The following is a 15871-nucleotide window of genomic DNA, read 5'->3' as shown; positions in this document are numbered from 1 at the left end:
TCTAACGAGTGTTGTTGTGTTCCGCAGCTCTGTGGCCACGGTCAATGAGTGATGCCAATGCGTACTTGAAAACAAATGCAAATGAGAAATATACGCATTCTTATTCATATGTAAACAAAAGTAAGCAGGATAATGGTGCGAAGTGAAACGGTTTTTCAGTCGGGAGTGATAGGTGAGGAAAGGGGAAAAGGAGAGAAATTACCCGGCGGCGCTACGCCTACCGGGCCTACCATGATTAGATTATAAGCCGGGTAAGCGTAGCGCCGCCCGGCGGGGAAGACTCAGGCGACCGCGTTTTCTTCAAGCTGGCGCATAAACTGGCGCACCCACTCCATACGCGTTTTACGCTCGCTCAAGTCCTGGAAGAACTTCAGGCGCGTTGGGCCGTCGAGACGATAGTGCTGAGGCTGTTTTTGCAGCAGACCAATCAGCCACGTTGGGTTGACGTGGTTTTTCTCAGCGAACTCAATAACGCCGCCTTTCTCGTTGCCTTCAAGCTTGCGGATCCCGAGTTTCTGCGCCTGCTGGCGTAAACGCGCGATATCCAGCAGATTGCGTGCGGCGTCCGGCAGCAGGCCGAAGCGGTCAATCAGCTCAACCTTGATTTCATCCAGTTCGTTCTCGCTCTTCGCGCTCGCGATACGTTTGTAGAACGACAAGCGCGTGTTGACGTCCGGGATAAAATCGTCCGGCAGCAGCGACGGCATGCGCAGCTCGACTTCGGTTTGCTGGCTGGTTAAATCCTCCAGCGACGGCTCGCGACCTTCTTTGAGCGCATCGACGGCGTTTTCCAGCAGCTCCATATACAGCGAGAAGCCGATGGTCTCCATGGAGCCACTTTGGTCTTCGCCGAGCAGTTCGCCCGCCCCGCGAATTTCGAGGTCGTGGGTGGCCAGCGCAAAGCCCGCACCAAGGTCTTCCAGTGACGCAATGGCTTCCAGACGTTTTTGCGCGTCGGTGGTCATCGCTTTCGGATGTGGCGTCAGCAGCCAGGCGTAGGCCTGGTGATGTGAACGACCGACGCGGCCGCGCAGCTGGTGAAGCTGCGCTAAGCCGAAGTGGTCCGCTCGCTCGATGATAATGGTGTTGGCGGTCGGAATGTCGATCCCAGTTTCGATGATGGTGGTACACACCAGCACGTTGAAACGCTGGTGATGGAAATCGTTCATCACCCGTTCCAGCTCGCGCTCGCGCATCTGGCCGTGACCGATGGCGATACGCGCTTCCGGTACCAGCTCCGCCAGCTTATCGGCGGCTTTCTGAATGTTTTCAACGTCGTTGAACAGGTAATAAACCTGACCACCGCGCAGCGTTTCACGCAGAATCGCTTCGCGCACCACCAGGCTGTCGTATTCGCGCACGAAGGTTTTCACCGCCAGACGACGTGCCGGAGGCGTGGCGATAATTGACAGGTCGCGCATGCCGCTCATCGCCATGTTCAGCGTACGCGGAATCGGGGTGGCGGTCAGGGTCAGAATATCGACGTCGGCACGCATCGCCTTAATGCGCTCTTTATGGCGCACGCCGAAGCGGTGCTCTTCATCGACAATTAACAGGCCCAGGTCGCGCAGCTTGACGTCGCTTTGCAGCAGCTTGTGGGTACCGATCAGAATATCGATTTTACCCTCGGCGGCATCGGCCAGAATTTGCGTCTGCTCTTTGGCGCTGCGAAAGCGCGACAGCATTTCGATGCGCACCGGCCAGTTGGCGAAACGGTCACGGAAGTTGTCGTAGTGCTGCTGGGCGAGCAGGGTGGTCGGCACCAGCACCGCAACCTGCTTGTGGTTTTCGACGGCGAGGAAAGCGGCGCGCATGGCGACTTCGGTTTTACCAAAGCCGACGTCGCCGCACACCAGACGGTCCATCGCCAGCGGCTGGCACATGTCGCTCAGCACGGCGTTGATAGCCTGCGCCTGATCCGGCGTGGTCTCAAACGGGAAGCTGTCGCAGAACAGTTGATACTGTTCACGGTCATGTTTGAAGGCAAAGCCCGCTTTGGCGGCGCGCTGGGCGTAAATATCCAGTAGTTCGGCCGCCACGTCGCGTACTTTCTCGGCGGCTTTCTGTCGTGCACGCGTCCAGGCATCGCCGCCCAGCTTATGCAGCGGCGCATTCTCTTCCGCACCACCCGCGTAGCGGCTGATCAGGTGCAGCGAGGAGACCGGCACGTACAGCTTGGCATCGCTGGCGTAGGTGAGCATCAGATACTCGCCGGTTATGCCGCCCGCTTCCAGAGTGGTCATCCCAGCATAGCGGCCAACGCCGTGCTCAAGGTGCACCACCGGCTGGCCGATATGCAGCTCCGCCAGGTTGCGGATGAGCGTATCCGGGTTAATGGTGCGGCGCGCATCCTGACGACGGCGCGCGACGCGCTCGCCGAGCAGGTCGCTTTCGCAGATTAACGCCAGGTTGTTTTGGGTATCGATAAACCCGTGCTCGGCGGCGCCAATCATCAGGTAGCGGCTGTTACCGCTGGCTTCATCCAGACGCTGAATACGCTTCGGCGCAAGCTTAATGCGCGACAGCAGTTCACCCAACGCTTCACGGCGACCCTCGCTTTCTACCGAGAAAATCACCGGGCCGGTAAAGGATTCAATAAACTTACGCAGGTTCTCCAGCGGCGACTTGTTCTGCGCCTGAACGGCAATCTCCGGCAGCGGCTGGAAGCCGAGGTTTGTGTTGGCGGCTTTCTTCGGCAGGCTCTCGGTTTTAAGCTGGATGCGCGGCCATTTTTTCAGCTCGCTGTTAAGCTCATCCGTTTTCAACCAGAGTTGAGCCGGTGGCAGCAGCGGACGCATCGGGTCGACGCCGCGGTTTTCAAATCGCGCCTGGGTATCGGTCTGGAAGCGGTTCGCGCTGGCGTCGAGGTCGCCGGTATTGACCAGCAGCGTGTTGGCCGGGAAGTAGCTGAACAGCGGCGGCAGCGGCTCGCTGAAGAACAGCGGCTGCCAGTATTCAATACCGGCAGGCAGCGTACCTTTGCTGACCTGCTGATAGATATGTTCAGCATCGCGCTTCACGTCGAACTTATCGCGCCATTGGCTGCGGAACAGCTCGATGGCGGTTTTATCAGTCGGGAATTCGTGTGCGGGAAGCAGATTAATGGCGTCTACTTCTTCGAGCGTGCGCTGGCTGTCAACGTCGAAGACGCGCAGGCTGTCGATTTCATCGTCGAAGAAGTCGAGGCGGTAAGGCTGTTCGCTGCCCATCGGGTAGAGGTCAAGCAGCGCTCCGCGGGTGGCGTACTCCCCGTGCTCCATCACCTGATCCACGTGGCGATAGCCCGCGCTTTCGAGCTGGTTACGCAGCGCATCGCGTGACAGGCGCTGGCCTTTTTTCATCACCAGCGCATGGCCGTGCAGGAAGCTGTGCGGGCAGACGCGCTGCATCAGCGTGCTGACCGGCACAATCAGTACGCCGCGCTGCATCGTGGGCAGCTGGTACAGCGTCGACAGGCGTGAGGAGATAATATCCTGATGCGGAGAGAAGCTGTCGTAAGGCAGCGTTTCCCAGTCGGCGAGGTTCATCACCAGATTATCGGTAAACTGGCCGATTTCATCGTGCAGACGCAGCGCATTTTGCATATCCGGGGCGATAAGCACCACCGGACCGGCGTGACGTTCGGCGATTTCTGCCACCAGCGTCGCGCAGGCGGCACCGGTCAGTTCGCCAAGCTGGCGCTGGTCGCCAGGTTTACTCGGTAGGTCGTAACGGGCATGTTCAGGCATAGTCGGCGCACGTTCTCCAGAAAGCCGTGTCTTCACGGTAATAATATAAATTTGCTGTACTTATTATCCGTGATGGCGGCGGGAGTGCAACCGCTGAAAATAGCGAAACCGGTGGATCAGAGAGTTTGTCGCTTCTGCTGGCTCAGCTTGCGGTACTGCTGCGGTGACATTCCAACGTAGCGGCTGAAGGTGCTGTAGAAGCGGCTGCTGGAACGAAAGCCTGCCGTCATTGCCACATCAAGAATAGTTTTGTCGGTATCGCACAGCAGGGCGCGTACGTGGTTAATACGCATCGCCGTAATGTACTGCTTTAAGGTGAGCTGCATGACGCGCTGAAAAATGCCCATCGCATAGTTAGCGTTGAGCTTGACGTGATCCGCCACGTCGTCGATGGTCAGCGCCTGATCGTAGTTATCGGCAATAAAGCCCAGCATTTGGCTGACGTAAAACTGCGCGTGCCGCGAGACGCTGTTCTTGTGGGTACGCGAGGTTTTGTTGAGCAGAATCGGCTGCCAGCCCGAGAGGCTAAAGCGCTTGAGCATCAGGCCGATCTCATCGATCGCCAATTGGCGAATCTGTTCATTGGGGCTGTAGGCCTCTTGCTGCCAGCGCAAAACTTCAAAGGTGCTGAGCTGCTGGGTCGCCAGCGATTGCACCACCATGCCGTGGGTGACGTGGTTAATCAGCTCCCGGTCCAGCGGCCAGGAGAGAAACAGGTGCATCGGTAGGCTGAAAATCGCCATCTGCCGACAGTCGCCCGGTCGCGTCAACTGGTGCGGAGTACAGGCCCAGAACAGCGTAATGTGACCCTGTTTTATCTGCACCACTTCGTTGTTAATCAGGTATTCCACATCGCCGTCAAACGGTACGTTAACCTCTACCTGACCGTGCCAGTGGCTGGCGGCCATCGCGTGCGGCCGACGGAGCTCAATGTCCATACGCTGATATTCGGAATAGAGCGACAGCGGGCTGCGGGTCTGCTTTTCATCGCCGTTGCACATATGCGGGTCGCGGGGCAGAAAGGTAATTGGCTCGTCGCTCATGGTTACTCCGTTTCCTGAAATATCAGAATCATGCCAGCAGGGCGGGCTCAAATGCCGCCGCTATCATTGATATTAGCCTGATCAGCAGGCCGGATACTCTGCTTTTTAGTCTATTTACTCCCAAAAACTCAGATCTTGTCGCGACCACCCTCTGATCTGAGTTTTTGGGAATGCTCGCCGGGGAAGACGGAGGTTTTCGCCCGGAGCGCATGCCACGATAAAGGCGTTCACTACTGTTTCTGGAGAGTCATGATGACAGCACCAAAAATTACCTTTATCGGCGCGGGTTCGACCATTTTCGTGAAAAATATTCTGGGCGATGTTTTTCATCGCGAGGCGCTTAAATCGGCGCATATCGCGCTGATGGATATCGACGAAACGCGTCTTGAAGAGTCGCACATCGTTGTGCGCAAACTGATGGATTCTGCCGGCGCATCTGGTCATATCACCTGTCATACCGACCGCAAAGCGGCGCTACAGGGGGCCGATTTTGTTGTGGTCGCCTTCCAGATTGGCGGCTACGAGCCGTGTACCGTTACCGACTTTGAAGTCTGCAAGCGCCACGGACTGGAGCAGACGATTGCCGATACCCTTGGCCCTGGCGGTATCATGCGTGCGCTGCGCACCATTCCTCATCTGTGGCAAATTTGCGACGACATGACTGAAGTCTGTCCTGATGCCACGATGCTCAACTACGTCAATCCGATGGCGATGAACACCTGGGCCATGTACGCCCGTTATCCGCACATCAAGCAGGTGGGGCTGTGTCACTCGGTGCAGGGAACGGCGGAAGAGCTGGCACGCGATCTGAATATTGACCCTGCGACGCTGCGCTATCGCAGCGCCGGGATTAACCATATGGCGTTCTACCTGGAGCTGGAGCGTAAAACCGCCGATGGTCGCTACGTTAACCTCTACCCGGAACTGCTGGCGGCCTATGAAGCCGGTCAAGCGCCGAAACCGAATATTCACGGCAATGAGCGCTGCCAGAATATTGTGCGCTATGAGATGTTTAAAAAGCTGGGCTATTTTGTCACCGAATCGTCAGAGCACTTTGCGGAGTACACTCCGTGGTTTATCAAGCCGGGGCGCGAGGATCTGATTGAACGCTACAAGGTGCCGTTGGACGAGTACCCGAAACGTTGCGTCGAGCAGTTGGCGAACTGGCATAAAGAGCTGGAAGAGTACAAAACCGCCGATCGCATTGATATTAAGCCGTCGCGCGAATACGCCAGCACCATTATGAATGCTATCTGGACCGGTGAACCGAGCGTGATTTACGGCAACGTCCGTAACGACGGCCTGATTGATAACCTGCCGCAGGGAAGCTGCGTTGAGGTGGCATGCCTGGTGGACACCAACGGTATTCAGCCAACCAAAGTAGGGGCGATTCCGTCGCATCTGGCCGCCATGATGCAAACCAACATCAACGTGCAGACGCTGCTGACCGAAGCGATTCTGACCGAAAACCGCGACCGCGTTTACCATGCGGCGCTGATGGACCCGCACACCGCCGCGGTGCTGGGCATTGAAGAGATTTATGCGCTGGTGGATGACCTGATTGCCTCACACGGCGACTGGCTACCGGCCTGGCTGCACCGTTAATCCAAATTGCGCCGGGCGTAAGACCTGGCGCTTACCTCTCTAATAACAGAAGGCGGGCGCTGGTAACAGTGACCCGGTACCCTATGAGCATCTCTCTGACAACAAAACTCAGTTACGGATTCGGTGCGTTTGGTAAGGATTTCGCCATCGGTATCGTCTACATGTACCTGATGTACTACTACACCGACGTGGTGGGATTATCGGTGGGCCTGGTGGGCACGCTGTTTCTGGTGGCTAAAATCTGGAACGCGTTTAACGACCCGATCATGGGTTGGGTGGTGAACGCCACGCGAACGCGGTGGGGCAAATTTAAGCCGTGGATCCTGCTCGGCACGCTGGCGAACTCGCTGGTGCTGTTTTTACTGTTCAGCGCTCATCTGTTTGAAGGCACTACGCAGGTGGTGTTCGTCTGCATCACCTACATTCTGTGGGGCACAACCTATACCCTGATGGATATTCCGTTCTGGTCGCTGGTGCCGACCATTACTCTGGACAAGCGCGAACGCGAACAGCTGGTGCCGTTCCCGCGCTTTTTTGCCAGCCTCGCCGGGTTTGTCACCGCAGGGATAACGCTGCCGTTCGTGAACTACGTGGGCGGAGCGGATCGTGGATTTGGCTTCCAGATGTTCACGCTGGTGCTGATCGCGTTCTTTATCGCCTCGACGATTGTCACGCTGCGCAACGTCCATGAAGTTTTTTCATCAGACAGCGATGCCACGGCGGACAGCAGCCGCCTGTCGCTGAAATCGATCCTTGCCCTCATCTACAAAAACGACCAGCTCTCCTGTCTGCTGGGAATGGCGCTGGCCTACAACGTGGCGTCGAATATCATCACCGGTTTTGCCATTTACTATTTCACCTACGTGGTGGGCGATGCGGACCTGTTCCCGTACTACCTCTCTTATGCCGGGGCGGCCAACCTGCTGACGCTGGTGCTGTTCCCGCGTCTGGCGAAGGCGCTATCGCGTCGGGTGCTATGGGCGGGGGCGTCAATCCTGCCGATGGTTAGCGGCGGCGTGCTGTTGCTGATGGCGCTGGCGGGGTCGGCAAACGTGCTGGTTATCTGCATTGCGGGGATTTTCCTGAATATCGGCACCGCGCTGTTCTGGGTATTGCAGGTGATTATGGTGGCGGATACCGTCGACTACGGGGAGTACAAGTTTAACGTCCGCTGCGAGAGCATCGCCTACGCGGTGCAGACGATGGTGGTGAAGGGCGGGTCGGCGTTTGCCGCCTTCTTTATCGCGGTGGTGCTCGGGGTGATTGGCTATACGCCAAACGTTGCCCAATCTGCCGAAACCGTGCTCGGCATGCAGTTCATCATGATTGTGCTGCCGGTCGTGTTCTTTGCGATTACCCTGGTGCTCTATTTCCGCTACTACCGCTTGAACGGCGACCAGCTGCGTAGAATTCAGATTCACCTGTTGGATAAATATCGCAAAGTACCGACGCCCGCCGCACCGCAAGAGGTGCCGGTAACTCCGCTTGCCGTAACTCGCGATGCGCAGGCGTAACCATGGAGTGGGCTTCTTTGATTGGTTATGCGGCCGCCTGCCTGACGACGCTGTCGTTCTTACCGCAGGCGATTAAAGTGATCGCCACCCGCAACACCCAAGGGATCTCCGGCCTGATGTACATCATGTTCGTTTGCGGACTGGTCATGTGGCTGATTTACGGCGTGATGATTGAAGATACGGCAGTTAGCATGGCGAATTTTATGACGCTGGTGTTCGCCATGCCCATTTTGATTATCAAGTTCCGTCGCGGATAGGGAAGACTGCCGGATAGGCGTTAGCGCCATCCGGCAGCTTTTAACTGTCGGCAGTGCCAGCCCGCCAGCACAATCACCGTCGTCAACGCGCCTAACAGCGCGCAGAACATATCTGACTGGGTATCCCACGGGTCGCCCTGAGTACCGAGAAAATCATCCGCGCCTTGCCCCATCGCCAGCGCTGCCCACCACTCAATCAGCTCGTAGGTTGCGCTAATGGCGAGGGCGACACAGCAGACCAGAAACGCCAGCATCTTACGCCCGCGCACGATGTGTCCGCGTAGCAGGATTTCTCGCGTCGCCAGCGCCGGTACCAGCCCCTGAAAGAAATGCCCCAGTTTGTCGTACGGGTTACGGCTGAGGTCAAACCAGGCCTGCACGTCAAAACCAATCGGTACCTTCGCGTAGGTGTACTGGCCGCCGACCATCAGAATGATGGCGTGAAAGAAAATCAGCGTGTAGAGCAGCGGAGTGAGGGGATAGCGTTTCGCCGTGAATAGCAGCAGCGGCACGACGATAATCACCGGGGTGACTTCCATCAGCCAGGTCACTTTTTCAGCGGCACTTACGCCGGTATAAATCAGGAACAGCGCCAGAAGCGCCGCGCCTGCGGATAGCAGAAGAGGATTGACGGTGCGGATCATCATGAATTCGCAAATAAAGGGAAAACAACACTATTGTCCGTGACGGCCAAAATTTCAATGTTTGTGTCCTTTCGTCAGCGATTGTCAGCCTTGCGCTTACGGTTCAGTCATTTACCCATTCCGCTTTCGCTTATATACTCGTGCTTCTGCTATCAGCAACCAGACGGATTACATGTACCAACCTGTCGCACTATTTATCGGCCTGCGCTACATGCGTGGGCGAGCAGCGGACCGTTTCGGTCGCTTTGTTTCCTGGCTGTCGACTATCGGCATTACGCTTGGCGTAATGGCGCTGGTGACCGTACTTTCGGTGATGAACGGCTTTGAACGCGAGCTGCAAAACAACATCCTGGGGCTGATGCCGCAGGCCATTCTGACGGCGGATCAAGGCTCCCTCAACCCGCAACAGCACCCGGAATCGAGCGCGAAGCTACAGGGCGTAACGCGCGTTGCGCCGCTCACCACCGGTGACGTGGTGCTGCAAAGCGCGCGCAGCGTCTCGGTTGGGGTGATGCTGGGTATCGACCCGGCGCAAAAAGATCCGCTCACGCCGTACCTGGTCAACGTCAAACAGACCGATCTTACTGCCGGAAAATATAACGTCATTCTCGGCGAGCAGCTTGCCGGGCAGCTTGGGGTGAATCGTGGCGATCAAATTCGCGTGATGGTGCCTTCTGCCAGCCAGTTTACGCCGATGGGCCGTCTGCCGAGCCAGCGTCTGTTCACGGTGATTGGCACCTTCGCTGCCGACAGTGAAGTCGATGGCTACCAGATGCTGGTCAATATCCAGGATGCTTCACGCCTGATGCTCTACCCGCTGGGAAATATCACCGGCTGGCGTCTGTGGCTGGAACAACCGCTTCAGGTAGACACTCTGAGCCAACAAACGCTGCCGCAGGGCACCAAATGGCAGGACTGGCGCGAGCGTAAAGGGGAGTTGTTCCAGGCCGTGCGCATGGAAAAAAACATGATGGGGCTGCTGCTGAGCCTTATCGTGGCGGTGGCCGCGTTTAATATCATCACATCGCTTGGGCTGATGGTCATGGAGAAGCAGGGCGAAGTCGCCATTCTGCAAACCCAGGGGCTGACACCGCGACAGATCCTCACCGTCTTTATGGTGCAGGGCGCCAGCGCGGGCATTATCGGCGCGCTGTTAGGCGCGCTGCTTGGCGTGCTGCTGGCCAGCCAACTTAACAATTTAATGCCGATTATCGGCGCGTTCCTTGACGGCGCGGCGCTGCCGGTTGCCATCGAGCCGCTGCAGGTTATCGTGATTGCGCTGGTGGCGATGGCCCTGGCGCTGCTGTCGACGCTTTATCCTTCATGGCGCGCTGCCGCCACTCAACCCGCTGAGGCTTTACGTTATGAATAAGATCCTGTTGCAATGCGACAACCTGTGCAAACGCTATCAGGAAGGCAATGTGCAAACCGACGTTCTGCACAATGTCAGCTTCAGCATTGGCGAAGGCGAAATGATGGCGATTGTCGGTACCTCCGGTTCCGGCAAAAGTACGCTGCTGCATTTGCTTGGCGGGCTGGATACGCCGACTTCCGGCGACGTGATTTTCAGCGGTCAGCCGATGAGTAAACTCTCAACGGCGGCAAAAGCCGAACTGCGTAACCAGAAGCTTGGCTTTATCTACCAGTTCCACCATCTGCTGCCGGACTTCACCGCGCTGGAAAACGTGGCAATGCCGCTGCTGATTGGCAAAAAGAAAGCCGCCGAAATCAACACGCGCGCGCTGGAAATGCTGAAAGCGGTTGGGCTTGAGCATCGTGCCCATCACCGTCCGTCGGAGCTTTCCGGCGGTGAGCGTCAGCGCGTGGCGATTGCCCGTGCGCTGGTCAATAACCCGCGCCTGGTACTGGCCGATGAACCAACCGGTAACCTCGATGCGAAAAACGCCGACAGCATCTTCAAGCTGTTGGGCGAACTGAACCAGTCGCAGGGCACCGCTTTCCTGGTGGTCACGCACGACCTTCAACTGGCGAAACGAATGGGCCGCCAGCTTGAGATGCGCGATGGTCACCTGAGCGATCAACTGACCCTGATGGGAGCGCATTAATGGCTCCGTCCCTCTCATTACTGATTGGCCTGCGCTTTAGCCGCGGTCGTCGGCGCGGCGGCATGGTGTCGCTGATTTCCGTTATCTCTACGGTCGGCATTGCGCTGGGCGTCGCGGTGCTGATTGTTGGCCTCAGCGCCATGAACGGTTTTGAGCGTGAGCTGAACAACCGCATTCTGGCGGTGGTGCCGCACGGTGAAATTGAAGCGGTGAACCAACCGTGGAATCACTGGCAGAACGTTCTGCCGAAAGTTGAAGCGGTAAAGGGCATTGAAGCGGCGGCTCCGTACATCAACTTTACCGGCCTGGTCGAGAGCGGCAGCAACCTGCGCGCCATCCAGGTGAAGGGCGTTGACCCGGCGCAGGAAAGTAAACTTAGCGCGCTGCCACGCTTTGTTCAGGCTGAAGCATGGGCCAATTTTAAAGCCGGTGAACAGCAAATTATTCTTGGCAAAGGTGTGGCCGATGCGCTGAAGGTGAAAGCGGGGGATTGGGTTTCAATCATGATCCCGAACTCGAATCCAGAACATAAACTGCTGCAGCCAAAACGCGTGCGTCTGCACGTGACCGGTATTTTGCAATTGAGCGGTCAGCTTGACCACAGCTTTGCGATGATCCCGATGCAGGATGCGCAGCAATATCTCGACATGGGCGAGAGCATTTCCGGTATCGCCATCAAGGTGAACGACGTCTTTAACGCCAACAAACTGGTGCGTGATGCGGGCGAAGTGACCAACAACTACGTCTACATCAAAAGCTGGATTGGCACCTACGGCTACATGTACCGAGATATCCAGATGATCCGCGCCATCATGTATCTGGCGATGGTACTGGTGATTGGCGTGGCCTGCTTTAACATCGTCTCCACGCTGGTGATGGCGGTGAAAGATAAAAGTAGCGATATTGCGGTGTTGCGCACATTGGGTGCCAAAGACGGGCTGATTCGCGCAATTTTCGTGTGGTATGGTTTATTGGCTGGCCTGCTGGGCAGCGTGTGTGGCGTGGTGATTGGGGTGCTAGGCTCCCTGTACCTGACCAACATTATCAACGTGATTGAAAAACTTATTGGTCACCAGTTCTTATCTGGCGACATTTATTTTATCGACTTCCTGCCGTCTGAACTGCACTGGCTGGATGTCGTTTATGTGCTGGTCACGGCACTGTTGCTGAGTCTGCTGGCGAGCTGGTATCCCGCCCGCCGCGCCAGCCGAATTGACCCTGCGAGGGTGCTGAGTGGCCAGTAATTTGACGTCCTGACCGTGTGGCCTTGCTGCTGCGCGCGTCAGTTAGAGGAATGAACAATGATGCATTACGGATTTGACATTGGCGGCAGCAAGATTGCACTTGGCGTATTTGATTCATCGCGCCAGCTACGGTGGGAAACACGCGTTCCTACGCCGAAAGAGAGCTATGAGCGCTTTCTTGACGCGGTCATTGCGCTGGTAAACGAGGCCGACGAGCGTTTTGATTGCCGGGGTACGGTGGGGATTGGCATTCCCGGCATGCCGGAAACCGAAGGCGGCCTGCTGTATGCGGCTAACGTGCCGGCGGCCAGCGGGAAACCGCTGCGTGCGGACCTGAGCCGTCTGCTCGATCGCGACGTGCGCCTCGATAATGACGCCAACTGCTTCGCGATTTCTGAAGCCTGGGATGAAGAGTTCACCCAGTATCCGCTGGTGATGGGGCTGATTCTCGGCACCGGCGTCGGCGGCGGTATCGTTCTGAACGGTAAATCGATTACCGGTCATAGTTATATTACCGGCGAGTTTGGCCACATCCGCCTGCCGGTGGATGCGCTGGAAGTGGTGGGGCGTGATTTTCCGCTCACCCGCTGCGGCTGCGGCCAGTCTGGCTGCATTGAAAACTATTTATCCGGTCGTGGTTTTGCGTGGCTGTACGAACATTTTTACCAGCAGCCGCTGACCTCGCCGGAAATCGTTGCCCTCTGGCAGCAAGGCGATCGCAACGCGCGTGAGCACGTTGAGCGTTATCTGGATCTGCTTGCGGTGTGCCTTGGCAACATTCTGACTATCGTCGACCCGGATCTGATGGTGCTCGGCGGTGGGTTATCTAATTTTACAGCGATCGCCGATGGACTAGCGCAACGCTTACCGCGTCATTTACTGCCTGTAGCTCGTACGCCGCGCATTGAGCGCGCTCGTCACGGGGATGCAGGGGGAATGCGCGGCGCGGCGTTCCTTCATCTGACCAACTAACATGGAGTAGATATGCAGTCGCGCCGCTTACATCGATTGAGCCGTTTTCGTCGGAATAAACGTCAGCTGCGCCAGCGTCTGCGCCAGCGAATTTTCTTTACGGACAGGGTGATGCCAGAAGAGATGGATAAACCAAGAGTGGTCGTACTGACGGGCGCAGGCATTTCGGCAGAGTCGGGTATTCGGACCTTCCGCGCGGCGGACGGGTTGTGGGAAGAGCATCGGGTTGAGGATGTGGCGACGCCGGAAGGCTATCACCGCGATCCTGAGCTGGTGCAGCGCTTCTATAACGAACGTCGCCGTCAGTTACAGCAGGCGGAAATTGCGCCGAATGAGGCGCATCTGGCGCTGGCAAGGCTGGAAGAGGCGCTGGGCGAGAACGTGCTGGTGGTGACGCAGAACATTGACAACCTGCACGAGCGCGCGGGCAATAAAAACGTGCTGCACATGCACGGTGAACTGCTGAAGGTGCGCTGCACCCAAAGCGGCCAGGTATTTGACTGGCCGGGCGACCTGACGGTGGATGACCGTTGTCACTGCTGCCAGTTCCCGGCACCGCTGCGCCCGCATATCGTCTGGTTTGGCGAAATGCCGTTTGAGATGGACCATATCTACATGGCGCTGGCGAGGGCGGATATTTTTATTGCTATCGGCACTTCAGGGCATGTCTATCCGGCGGCGGGTTTTGTTCACGAAGCGAAGCTGCACGGCGCGCACACCGTTGAGCTGAACCTTGAGCCAAGCCAGGTGGGCAGCGAGTTCGAAGAAAAACATTATGGTCTGGCAAGCGAAGTGGTGCCAGCGTACGTGGCGAAGCTGCTGAAAGAAATTTGATGTTTGGGCTGTGCCGACTAAAAAGCGGAGCTTAGGCTCCGCTTTTTTATTGCTGCAATCCCGGCGGCGCTGCGCCTGCCGGGTTAGCGGGGTCGTAATTAACGTCCCGCTTTCAGCTTCTGGTAATACTCTTCGTACAGCGTGCTGGCGCTGCCTACGTCGTTCTGCCATTCGCCTTTTTTGATGGTCTCGGCATCCGGGTAGAGCGATTTGTCGTTGGCGACTTCCGGGCTCAGCAGCTTACGCGCCGCCAGGTTTGGCGTTGGGTAGCCAATGGTTTCCGCCACCTCTTTTGCCACGTCCGGGCGCAGCAGGAAGTTAATCAGCTTCAGCGCGCCGGCCTTGTTTTTGGCATTGGCCGGAATGGAGAGGCTATCCATCCAGAAGATACCGCCTTCTTTCGGCCATACCACTTGCAGCGGCGTACCGGCCTGGCGGGCAACGAACGCGGAACCGTTCCACACCATCCCCAGATTCACTTCGCCTTCCATATACGGGTTAGCCGGGTTGTCGGAGTTGAACGCTGCCACGTTTGGCATCAGCTTCTTCAGCTCGTTGTAGGCCGCTTCAATTTCTTTCGGGTCGGTGGTGTTACCGGAGTAGCCAAGCTTGCGCAGCGCCACCTGGAACACTTCACGGGCGTCGTCGGTTAGCAGCAGGCTGCCTTTGTATTCCGGCTTCCACAGGTCGGCCCAACTGGTGACAGTTTTCGGGTCAATCGCATCGCTGTTGATGCCAATCGCCGTTGCGCCCCAGATGTAAGGGATCGAGTAGTCGTTGTTCGGATCGAACGGCTTGTTGAGCATCTCCGGGTCGAGATTTTTGAAGTTGCTCAATTGGCTTTTATCGATCTTCTGGATCATGCCCTCTTTGCGCATCTTGTCGACAAAGTAGGTCGACGGCACGACCAGATCGTAGGCACCGTCTTTATAGGTTTTGAGCTTGGCGTACATGGTTTCGTTCGACTCATAGGTCGAATAGATAACCTTGATACCGGTCTCTTTGGTGAACTGTTCCAGAAGCCCTGGCGGCACATACTCCGTCCAGTTATAGAAATAGAGCGTTTTGCTATCGTCCGCGTGGGCCGCACTCATACCGAGCGCTAAAGCACCTGCCGCGAGCAGGTGGCGTGACCATTTTTTCATTTTACGTCCCCTGAGTTTAGTGCCTGACCTTCAGGCCTTTGGTTTTATCTCGTGCAATCAGCTGGCTGGCAATCACCATCACCAGCGACAGCACCAGTAAAATCGTCGCCAGCGCGTTCACTTCCGGCGATACACCAACTTTCACCATTGAGTAGATCTTCAGCGGCAGAATTTCATAGCTCGGCCCGGTGACAAACGACGATACCACCACATCATCCATCGATAGGGTAAAGCTTAACAACCAACCTGCGGCCACCGCCGGCAGCGCCAGCGGTAGAATAATTTTGCGCAGAATAGTCAGTTCGCTAGCGCCGAGATCTTTCGCCGCTTCCAGCATGCGCACGTCAAAGCCTTTCAGCCGCGAGTAGACGGTGACCACCACGAACGGCAGGCAGAAGGTGATATGTGAGAACAGCAGCGACCAGAAGCCCAACTGAATGCCGAGCAGCATAAACAGCACCAGCAGGGAAATCGCCATCACGATATCCGGCGACATCATCACCACGAACAGCATGCCGCTGACGAACGGTTTGCCGCGAAAGCGATAGCGGTACAGCGCCACGGCAGTGAGCGAGCCAATCAGCGTCGCGGCGGTGGCGGAGAAAATCGCCATCGTCAACGAGTGCTGTGCCGCCTGTAGCAGGCTGTCGTTGTTCATCAGCAGGCTGTACCACTTGGTGGTGAAACCCTGCCAGTTGATCCCGAAGCGTGAGCTGTTAAACGAGTTCACGATCAAAATGATAATCGGGATGTAGAGATAAGCGTAGATGGCGGACATAAAGCCGCCGCGCAGCAGTCGACCGATCATTTCAGCGCCGC

General features: G+C 56.9%; 13 protein-coding genes. 8 read left to right on the top strand and 5 right to left on the bottom strand.

What is annotated here, in order from left to right:
* Positions 1-281: 281 nt before the first annotated feature.
* Positions 282-3728 carry a transcription-repair coupling factor gene (mfd, locus tag MY052_RS14610; RefSeq protein ID WP_248537287.1) on the bottom strand — a complete coding sequence of 1149 codons (3447 nt, stop codon included), beginning with the start codon at positions 3726-3728 and terminating at the stop codon, positions 282-284.
* A gap of 116 nt (positions 3729-3844) precedes the next feature.
* A complete protein-coding gene (gene melR / locus MY052_RS14605; protein ID WP_248537286.1) occupies positions 3845-4771 on the bottom strand; it encodes a transcriptional regulator MelR in 927 nt (308 codons plus the stop codon).
* A gap of 249 nt (positions 4772-5020) precedes the next feature.
* Here melR and melA point away from each other — a divergent pair, with 249 nt between their 5' ends.
* From melA to MY052_RS14590, 3 genes are all read left to right on the top strand, one after another.
* Entirely contained in the window at positions 5021-6376 is a 1356-nt protein-coding gene (gene melA, locus MY052_RS14600; protein ID WP_248537285.1) for an alpha-glucosidase/alpha-galactosidase, read from the top strand.
* Between the two features lie 83 nt (positions 6377-6459).
* Positions 6460-7890: a melibiose:sodium transporter MelB gene (gene melB, locus MY052_RS14595; protein ID WP_123651287.1), complete on the top strand. Its 1431-nt coding sequence runs from the start codon at positions 6460-6462 to the stop codon at positions 7888-7890.
* A 2-nt stretch (positions 7891-7892) separates the two neighbouring features.
* A complete protein-coding gene (locus tag MY052_RS14590; RefSeq protein WP_035897442.1) occupies positions 7893-8147 on the top strand; it encodes a SemiSWEET transporter in 255 nt (84 codons plus the stop codon).
* A 20-nt stretch (positions 8148-8167) separates the two neighbouring features.
* Here MY052_RS14590 and MY052_RS14585 read toward each other — a convergent pair whose 3' ends face one another.
* Complete coding sequence (locus tag MY052_RS14585; protein WP_248538948.1) at positions 8168-8791, bottom strand: DUF2238 domain-containing protein; 624 nt, start codon at positions 8789-8791, stop codon at positions 8168-8170.
* Between the two features lie 172 nt (positions 8792-8963).
* Here MY052_RS14585 and lolC point away from each other — a divergent pair, with 172 nt between their 5' ends.
* Genes lolC through cobB form a run of 5 tightly spaced genes read left to right on the top strand, consistent with a single transcriptional unit; the run spans position 8964 to position 13907 of the window.
* Complete coding sequence (gene lolC / locus MY052_RS14580) at positions 8964-10163, top strand: lipoprotein-releasing ABC transporter permease subunit LolC (RefSeq protein ID WP_248537284.1); 1200 nt, start codon at positions 8964-8966, stop codon at positions 10161-10163.
* Complete coding sequence (gene lolD, locus MY052_RS14575; protein ID WP_115074681.1) at positions 10156-10857, top strand: lipoprotein-releasing ABC transporter ATP-binding protein LolD; 702 nt, start codon at positions 10156-10158, stop codon at positions 10855-10857. Before lolC ends, lolD begins: the two co-directional genes overlap by 8 nt.
* Positions 10857-12101, top strand: coding sequence for a lipoprotein-releasing ABC transporter permease subunit LolE (lolE, locus tag MY052_RS14570; protein WP_115074683.1), 1245 nt, complete (start codon positions 10857-10859; stop codon positions 12099-12101). The genes lolD and lolE overlap by 1 nt, the downstream gene beginning before the upstream one ends.
* 60 nt (positions 12102-12161) lie before the next feature.
* Positions 12162-13073: an N-acetylglucosamine kinase gene (gene nagK / locus MY052_RS14565; RefSeq protein WP_248538947.1), complete on the top strand. Its 912-nt coding sequence runs from the start codon at positions 12162-12164 to the stop codon at positions 13071-13073.
* Between the two features lie 12 nt (positions 13074-13085).
* Positions 13086-13907: a Sir2 family NAD+-dependent deacetylase gene (cobB, locus tag MY052_RS14560; RefSeq protein WP_248537283.1), complete on the top strand. Its 822-nt coding sequence runs from the start codon at positions 13086-13088 to the stop codon at positions 13905-13907.
* A gap of 98 nt (positions 13908-14005) precedes the next feature.
* On the opposite strand, the gene potD is transcribed toward cobB, so the two are convergent.
* Complete coding sequence (potD, locus tag MY052_RS14555; protein WP_248537282.1) at positions 14006-15052, bottom strand: spermidine/putrescine ABC transporter substrate-binding protein PotD; 1047 nt, start codon at positions 15050-15052, stop codon at positions 14006-14008.
* A 16-nt stretch (positions 15053-15068) separates the two neighbouring features.
* Positions 15069-15860: a spermidine/putrescine ABC transporter permease PotC gene (gene potC, locus MY052_RS14550; RefSeq protein WP_390885190.1), complete on the bottom strand. Its 792-nt coding sequence runs from the start codon at positions 15858-15860 to the stop codon at positions 15069-15071.
* Positions 15861-15871: the final 11 nt, after the last annotated feature.

This window comes from Kluyvera ascorbata (assembly GCF_023195735.1).
GTDB lineage: Bacteria > Pseudomonadota > Gammaproteobacteria > Enterobacterales > Enterobacteriaceae > Kluyvera > Kluyvera ascorbata.
Note: the sequence above shows the minus strand (reverse complement) of the source record. Positions and strands in the feature narration are given on the sequence as shown.